The following is a 6,768-nucleotide window of genomic DNA, read 5'->3' as shown; positions in this document are numbered from 1 at the left end:
GGCCATAGGTACACGCCAAATGGATGCTTCCGCCATCATCGACTATTTCGCACCGCTCATGCAGTGGTTGGAGAAAGAAAACCAAGGGCAGGCGTGTGGTTGGTGAGATATGTTATCTGGAATATTCATTGGTTAATTGAGGTGACAGATAAAGAGCTATCTCTTTATCTGCATCGTCGCAAAATGTGAATTGAATTATAAAATTCACAATCAAATCCGAAGATTAGTGCAGTAACAACTTACGCGGCTTATATTGCAACGATTGGATCATTTTTAGCCCATCGTATCAAGGAGATACAATATGAGTCAGTGTTACAATTCAGGTGATTTCAAAAAATATTTTGACGAAAATATGCAGGACTTGGGGTTGCCTGTACCTACCACGTTATTTGATACCTACCAAACAGCTATAGGAACCGTATCTACTCTTGTTGGTGCATTAGGTACCTTGGGGAAGGGAGCTACTATGGCCGAGTTGATTGGTGCCACGGTTGCTTTAGAGAAGCTTACTGTGGCTGCAGCTATCGGGGCCTCTGCTTATACCGGAGCTGCAATTGGAAGTGTCGCAGTTGCTAGTGGCCGTGCCCTAGGATGTGGTACTCGTATGGCGGATGTTTTTGCATTTACAGATAGAAACAATCTCAAGTTTAAAGGGGTCGCATCGTTTTATGCACTTAACCCTCAAATTTTAAATAGTAGTTATTCTTCTAGAAGTAGCTTCGGGCTTCGTGCAAGAGTATCTCCTCCAAGCTTTGAGTACGCATAATGTGGAAAAATATTGCATTTTTGGCCGCCTGTGTTGCTCTTGTCGCATTGTCCTTCGGTGCTTTCCATATATTTGGTAATTATCTATTTTTGATTATGATGGTGATTGTTATGCTCGCTCTTTTGGTGAAGGTTGGAAAGCCTAAGTTTGGGAAAAAGGATTAAATTTGATAGGTGTTTTGACAATTCATTGTTTGTACAAACGTGGGGTCGCAATTGGCGACCCCATTTTGTTTAAAATCCCACTCAAAAAATTAATTAATCAAATTCAACAAACCTAAAGTGCGGATTCTCCACCATAACCTCCAACATTTTAATTTCCTCCAAAACCACCAGCTGCTCAACACCTTCAATATCAATTTTTATGCATTCATCGCGGTGGTCATTGCGCTGTGTATCCAGCGCAACTCCCTGAATAATATCGCCCGATTTTAACGTGAGCTTAATCGGGTAGTGGTACATGCAAACGATTTCAATATAGTCATGTTGGTTGCAGCTGATCATTTTGTTTATTCGCGTAAATTAATGTTTTACCACTTTTATACCGAGCAAACCGAGCACTTGGGTGCCTGGAAATCCGTCGGCGATCATGCCTTGTTGGTGTTGGAATTCACCGATGGCGCGGCGGGTTGCTGGGCCGAGGATGCCATCGGGTTTGCCGAGGTTGAAGCCTTTATTGTTGAGTTGTTGTTGCAGCGCGATAACTTGGTCGCGATGCAAGCGCGGTGCATCTACCGGTGGCGGTTGTAATAATTTTCCACCGCCAGCGATTTGGTCGGCGAGTTGGCCAACGGCAATGGCGTAAAATTCAGAACGGTTCCAACGCATAATCACATTGAAATTGTCGTACACCAAAAATGCCGGACCTTCGTGGCCGGACGGTACTAGCAGTGACGCGTTCATATCCGCTTGCGGTAGTGGAGAGTTGTCGGCGCGCGTAACGCCGAGCTTGGTCCATTCTGCAATCGATTTATTGTTTTTTAAACCTGCTTCAAGAAAGGGAAAATTTTTCGGTAATTTAACTTCGCGCCCCCAACGACCTTCAGTTTGCCAACCGAGGTTTTTTAAAAAATTCGCGGCCGATGCCATGGCATCCGGTGTGCTGTTCCATAAATCGCGTTTGTGGTCGCCATCAAAATCCACGGCATTTTTCAAAAAGGACGATGGCATAAATTGCACATGACCCATAGCGCCCGCCCAGGAGCCTTTCATTTTATTTGGTGCAATTGCACCTTCATCCAGAATACGCAGTGCATTGATTAATTCGATGGTAAAAAAAGTGCTGCGGCGTGCATCGCAGGCGAGGGTAGCGAGAGAATCGACAACCGGAATATTGCCGAAGTAACTGCCGAAATTCGTTTCCAATCCCCAAAACGAAACAAGGTAAGCAGCAGGTACACCGTATTCTTGTTCAACTCGCGCGAATAAATCTTTATGTTTGGCCAGTAGTGCGCGGCCCTGCGTAACACGTTGCTCAGTAACGCGGCGATTAAAGTAATCGGCAAAGCTGGTGGTGAATTCAGGCTGCTTGCGATCCAGTTCCAATACTTGTGTGTTGAGTTCTGCTTTGGCAAGGCTGTTGTTAATGGTGTTTTGTGAAATGCCTTCCGCTTTGGCTTTTGCAGAAAATGTAATCAAACAGGCAGCAAATTCTTTTTGCGTTAGCATGGGCGCAGCTGCCGGAATTTGCGCTGTGGTGGTGTTAATTGTGGTGTTGGTGCTAGCTGCTGTTGTTTGTACGTTTTGATTTTTTTGCGCGGCGTTTTGTGCATCCACTTTATTAGGTTCGGCAACCTGAGCGCAGGCAACCAGGCTCATGCCACAAATAACGGGAAATAAACTCCGTAGGTTTTTCATAGTAACTCCGGTATTTAAGCAGCTTCTAATTCTGCTTTTTATGGATACCCGCATTCGCGGGTATGACGAAAACGGTATTTTTTAACGCGCAGCAAAACCTGCTGGCCTAAACCTAAACATCCGCACTGTTAATAAAAGTGCAGCGCAGGTTAATCCGGCAATTAATGCCATCCAAAAACCGGGCGCGCCCATAGGGGCAGTGATCCAGTCTTTAAATGTCAGCATATAACCGAGCGGCAAACAAATTCCCCAGAATGACAGCAGCATGATAAACATCGGGGTTTTAGTATCCTTGTAACCGCGCTGTACATTGATCATGGTCACCTGAATAACATCGACGATTTGGAACAGGGCCGCGAGCATAAATAATGTAGTTGCGACCTGTTGAACACTAACATCTGATGTATATAAACCGGCAAGCCATTCGCGCCCAAAAAATAAAACGGGTGCATTAATACAGCTAATGCCTACCGCCAGGAGTAGTGAACTGCGAGCAAGCAAGCGTGCCTCGTCATGGTCTGCAGCGCCGACTAAAAAGCTGATACGCAGTGTTAAGGCCATGCCCAAACTCAGTGGAAGCATAAATAATACCGAGGTCACATTGAGTACGATTTGATGGCCTGCAACGGTTGTTGATCCCAATGGTGCGAGAAACAGTGCGATCATGCAAAACATACTCACTTCAATAAACATGGTAAAACCAATCGGCAGTCCCAATTTAAGCAGGCGGGCGATTTCTGATTTCGCAGGTGCAACCCAATCGCCAATCAAATGAAAATTTTTGAACGTCGTGCTACGGTTTAAATAAATAAGCAGTGCAAGTGTGGCAGCCCAGTTGGAAATACTCGTTGCCCAACCGCAACCGATTCCGCCCATCGCCGGTAATTGAAAAATAATAAAATCAAATCCGTAAATAAAAATATAATTGAGCGGCAGGTTTAGCAGTGTGCTGATTAAAGAAAAGACCATGATAACGCGCGTATGCCCCAAACCATCGGTCAAGCCGCGCAGCGCCGTCAACAACAGCAGCGCCGGCACACCCCAGGCAAATGCATCCAGATAACTATCAGCAATCGCTGCAGTCACTGCATCAAGTTGTAAAATTCGTAGCACCGGTTGAGTATTCACCAGCAATAAAACCATCACCACCATGGCCACGAGTGCAATATAAATTCCCTGCCATGTGGTAGGCATAATTTTGTGCAATTCCCCCGCACCACGGTGCCCGGAGATCGTAGGCTGCAACGCACTCAACACGCCCGCAAAAAATAGCAGCACCGGCACCCACAGGCTTGCACCTATCGCCACGCCCGCCAAATCCTCAGCACTTGCATGGCCAGCCATCACCGTATCGATAACCCCATTCGCCATCTGCGCCAACTGCGCAATTAAAATAGGCGCGCCGAGCACAGCAAGTTGTTTCCACTCGTGCAGGGTACGCGCGACCAGGCTTTGGTTGTGATCCGGTAGGGTTTGGAGCTGATCGGTATTTAATGGTTCCACAGGGTGTCCGTTGGTGTTGGGGTTGTGTTGCAGGTTCTATCTAGGGATAAACAGGAGAATTTTAGCGGAATTTGGTGAAGAGGGCATGAACTAAAGTGTAATCGGAAACTTACAAGGTAATATTAGTTGTTATGTAGTGAAATATTTCTACCTGATTGGAGTGTTAATATATGGCTAAAATGATGTTAATCGTGGTTCGTTGTACTAGCGATATGTAATGCAAATTATTTCCTCTCTCATAGCGATATTTGATAAATAAGGTGTTGTGTCAAATGGATAGTAAAGATGAGATCTGCAAAGAAGAAGAGCCAATTTTTTGGACGGCTAATAAAATTGCGCTCGGATGTTTTCTTCTCATATTGAGCGCTGTCGCCTATTATTTATACCGTATTGTATTTCCTGAGCTTCCTGAATGTATCGGGCGATGGGATGAGGAAAAATGTCTTATAGATAGCCTGGTGAATCGAAAGGCTGAGTTGGGTCAACTGGGAGATTTTCTTGGGGGGCTGATAAATCCGATAATCGTATTTGTTACTGTTATTTTGTTGCTTCGATCACATCATCAAACCGAAAAGGCTTTGAAAATTTCCAATTCTGAATTAATTGCGACTAGGAATGCTGTGGATCAAGCTACTAAAGCTCAAGAGGAAATGAAGAAATCATTAGAAATACAAATCATCGAAGCAAAGGGGCAAAATAATTTTGGTAATTATTTTAAACACTTAGATGAATTCACAAAACATATGGAAAGCTTTGTATCATTTTCGGATGTAACAATCGAATATAGAAGGCTTCATAAATACATATTTCCTGCATGTATAAATGGAGAGTATAACCCTGATGTAGCTGTACAGGAAAAATTTGACAGAGTGCTTGCTGACGTTTTCCTTCAATTTATGCTGCTAGATTCGAATGATTGGGTAGCCGCCGCAAAGGTTTCAAAGAGAATCGAAGAGCTTATAAGTGCGTTCCAAATTGATATACATCATTGTGTATCTGTTGACGCGCTAAAAAAACATTCTAACGGGGAGTATATTAGTGGACTTAAGTACTTCGTTAAGATAGGTGAAATGGAAATAACTTTTTCAGTTGATAACGTAATTAGACATATAAGCTCTTTAATATTGTTAATAAAATGTTTTGATCATGCGCTAAAATTCAAAATAAATGGTGATATGGCATATTATCAGCATAGTGATGCGCTTTTCATTATGGAAAACCATTTCGCAGCAGCTTTGAGGCAAGGGAAATGGGGGAATATAAATCAGGATGGAAAAATTGATCCGTGGATGTCGTTAATGAAGATCGCGAGGTAGATAATAAATTACTAAAGAGATTAAACGCGATGTTACTATTTCATTGTCTTATGGGTGGGCGTTCTGAAAAAATTAAAAGGCTCGCACCGGATAATCGTGATGAGTTTTTATTTTTCGAAAGATAGGTTTAAATGTGTGGCTCTGGTTTAAGCAATCTCGACCCAATCCACCTAATAACCGGCAACGCCTTCTCATAATCCCCAATTTCAACCCGCGTACAACTCGCGTAATCAATCTGCAATTGTTTGAATAGGGCAGGGTTGCGCCAATCCAGGTTTAGTATGTGGGCGATAAGAATTCGGATAACACCGCCGTGACAAATAATCGCGTGATGCCCCGGTTTGGTATTGTTGATAAGTGATCCCCAACTGCTGATAACCCGCGCTGCGAACTCGGTTAGTGATTCACCTTCCGGTGGTTGCATGGAGTGAGGTGATTCCCAGAAGGCTTCGATGTTTTTCCATTCATCGCCCAGCTCATCAAATGGGATCCCATCCCAAATGCCAAAATCCATTTCTTGTAGATTGTCTTCGGTACGCAACGGAATTTTATGTTGTACGGAAAATTCTTGTGCGACTTGCAAGCAGCGCAAGCGCGGTGAACTGATTAGATTGTAGATGGGCGTTTGCGTATGCAGATTATTTAGCGCGCGTGTTAAATCGCTATGGCCTGTTGCACTGAGTGCGATATCCGTGCGGCCGTAAAGCGCGGCTGGGCCTGCGACTTTTCCGTGCCTTACTAGTGTGATGATTGTAGATGTCATTTGGTGTTGTCTTTTAATGCTAAGGGTAAACCGGCGGCGACAAACAATACTTTGTCGGCGATTTGTGCGAGTTGCTGATTTAATCGGCCTGCTTCATCGACAAATTTGCGGCTGACTTCGCCTAGCGGAATTATTCCCAATCCCACTTCATTAGCGACAAAAATTACGTTGGCGTTGTTCGCGCTTAGGCTATTCACGAGCGCATCAAACAACACGGAAAAATCCTGTTCGGGATATTCAAACAATTGGTTGTTAAGCCATAGCGTTAAACAGTCCACCAATATCGTTTGCGATTGCTGTGTTTCTTCTTGCAATGCGGTGGCCAAATCCAGCGGGCATTCGCGCAAGCGCCATTCACTGGGACGATTGTGCTGGTGGTGTTCAATCCGCCTCGCCATCTCTTCATCCAGCGCCGTTGCCGTGGCGATATAGGTCACGGGTAATTGGCTAGCACTTGCCAGCTCTTGTGCAATGCGCGATTTGCCTGAGCGGGCGCCACCTAACACTAACGTAATCATAATAGATTCAGTCTTTTTGATTGTTGTAGCTTGAATAATAAATAGG

The 6,768-nt window shown here is 44.4% G+C and carries 9 protein-coding genes; 4 read left to right on the top strand and 5 right to left on the bottom strand.

Annotated elements, in window-relative coordinates; all coding sequences use genetic code 11:
- Positions 1-4 precede the first annotated feature (4 nt).
- The 3 genes from ACWA6V_RS13635 to ACWA6V_RS13625 all read left to right on the top strand — a co-directional run bounded on the left by ACWA6V_RS13635 (position 5) and on the right by ACWA6V_RS13625 (position 930).
- Positions 5-106 carry a M2 family metallopeptidase gene (locus tag ACWA6V_RS13635; protein WP_449523005.1) on the top strand — a complete coding sequence of 34 codons (102 nt, stop codon included), beginning with the start codon at positions 5-7 and terminating at the stop codon, positions 104-106.
- A gap of 195 nt (positions 107-301) precedes the next feature.
- Complete coding sequence (locus tag ACWA6V_RS13630; RefSeq protein WP_449523003.1) at positions 302-766, top strand: hypothetical protein; 465 nt, start codon at positions 302-304, stop codon at positions 764-766.
- Entirely contained in the window at positions 766-930 is a 165-nt protein-coding gene (locus ACWA6V_RS13625; protein WP_449523002.1) for a hypothetical protein, read from the top strand. Before ACWA6V_RS13630 ends, ACWA6V_RS13625 begins: the two co-directional genes overlap by 1 nt.
- Positions 931-1,023: 93 nt before the next feature.
- Here the strand turns inward: ACWA6V_RS13625 and ACWA6V_RS13620 are convergent, their stop codons facing one another.
- The 3 genes from ACWA6V_RS13620 to ACWA6V_RS13610 form a co-directional block, all read right to left on the bottom strand.
- Positions 1,024-1,269, bottom strand: a complete 246-nt coding sequence (locus ACWA6V_RS13620; protein ID WP_449523001.1) for a Rho-binding antiterminator — start codon at positions 1,267-1,269, stop codon at positions 1,024-1,026.
- Between the two features lie 18 nt (positions 1,270-1,287).
- Complete coding sequence (locus ACWA6V_RS13615) at positions 1,288-2,622, bottom strand: lytic murein transglycosylase (protein ID WP_449523000.1); 1,335 nt, start codon at positions 2,620-2,622, stop codon at positions 1,288-1,290.
- A gap of 81 nt (positions 2,623-2,703) precedes the next feature.
- Complete coding sequence (locus ACWA6V_RS13610; RefSeq protein WP_449522999.1) at positions 2,704-4,125, bottom strand: MATE family efflux transporter; 1,422 nt, start codon at positions 4,123-4,125, stop codon at positions 2,704-2,706.
- Positions 4,126-4,397: 272 nt separating this feature from the next.
- Here ACWA6V_RS13610 and ACWA6V_RS13605 point away from each other — a divergent pair, with 272 nt between their 5' ends.
- A complete protein-coding gene (locus ACWA6V_RS13605; RefSeq protein WP_449522998.1) occupies positions 4,398-5,441 on the top strand; it encodes a hypothetical protein in 1,044 nt (347 codons plus the stop codon).
- A gap of 127 nt (positions 5,442-5,568) precedes the next feature.
- On the opposite strand, the gene ACWA6V_RS13600 is transcribed toward ACWA6V_RS13605, so the two are convergent.
- Both ACWA6V_RS13600 and cobU read right to left on the bottom strand, forming a co-directional pair.
- On the bottom strand, positions 5,569-6,204 hold the full coding sequence (locus ACWA6V_RS13600) for a histidine phosphatase family protein (protein ID WP_449522997.1): 636 nt from the start codon (positions 6,202-6,204) through the stop codon (positions 5,569-5,571).
- The gene (gene cobU, locus ACWA6V_RS13595; protein WP_449523004.1) at positions 6,201-6,722 is read right to left on the bottom strand and encodes a bifunctional adenosylcobinamide kinase/adenosylcobinamide-phosphate guanylyltransferase; all 522 of its coding nucleotides are present in this window, start codon (positions 6,720-6,722) and stop codon (positions 6,201-6,203) included. Before cobU ends, ACWA6V_RS13600 begins: the two co-directional genes overlap by 4 nt.
- Between the last annotated feature and the right edge of the window lie 46 nt (positions 6,723-6,768).

This window comes from Cellvibrio sp. (genome assembly GCF_053579595.1).
The sequence above is the reverse complement of the archived record's forward strand: the minus strand, read 5'-3'. Positions and strand labels throughout refer to the sequence as shown.

What these genes read in the sequence shown, in the direction of transcription:
- ACWA6V_RS13625 (WP_449523002.1), top strand. Translation starts at nt 766, where the DNA reads ATGTGGAAAAATATTGCATTTTTGGCCGCCTGTGTTGCTCTTGTCGCA.
- ACWA6V_RS13630 (WP_449523003.1), top strand. Translation starts at nt 302, where the DNA reads ATGAGTCAGTGTTACAATTCAGGTGATTTCAAAAAATATTTTGACGAA.
- ACWA6V_RS13615 (WP_449523000.1), bottom strand. Translation starts at nt 2,622, where the DNA reads ATGAAAAACCTACGGAGTTTATTTCCCGTTATTTGTGGCATGAGCCTG.
- ACWA6V_RS13605 (WP_449522998.1), top strand. Translation starts at nt 4,398, where the DNA reads ATGGATAGTAAAGATGAGATCTGCAAAGAAGAAGAGCCAATTTTTTGG.
- ACWA6V_RS13620 (WP_449523001.1), bottom strand. Translation starts at nt 1,269, where the DNA reads ATGATCAGCTGCAACCAACATGACTATATTGAAATCGTTTGCATGTAC.
- cobU (WP_449523004.1), bottom strand. Translation starts at nt 6,722, where the DNA reads ATGATTACGTTAGTGTTAGGTGGCGCCCGCTCAGGCAAATCGCGCATT.
- ACWA6V_RS13600 (WP_449522997.1), bottom strand. Translation starts at nt 6,204, where the DNA reads ATGACATCTACAATCATCACACTAGTAAGGCACGGAAAAGTCGCAGGC.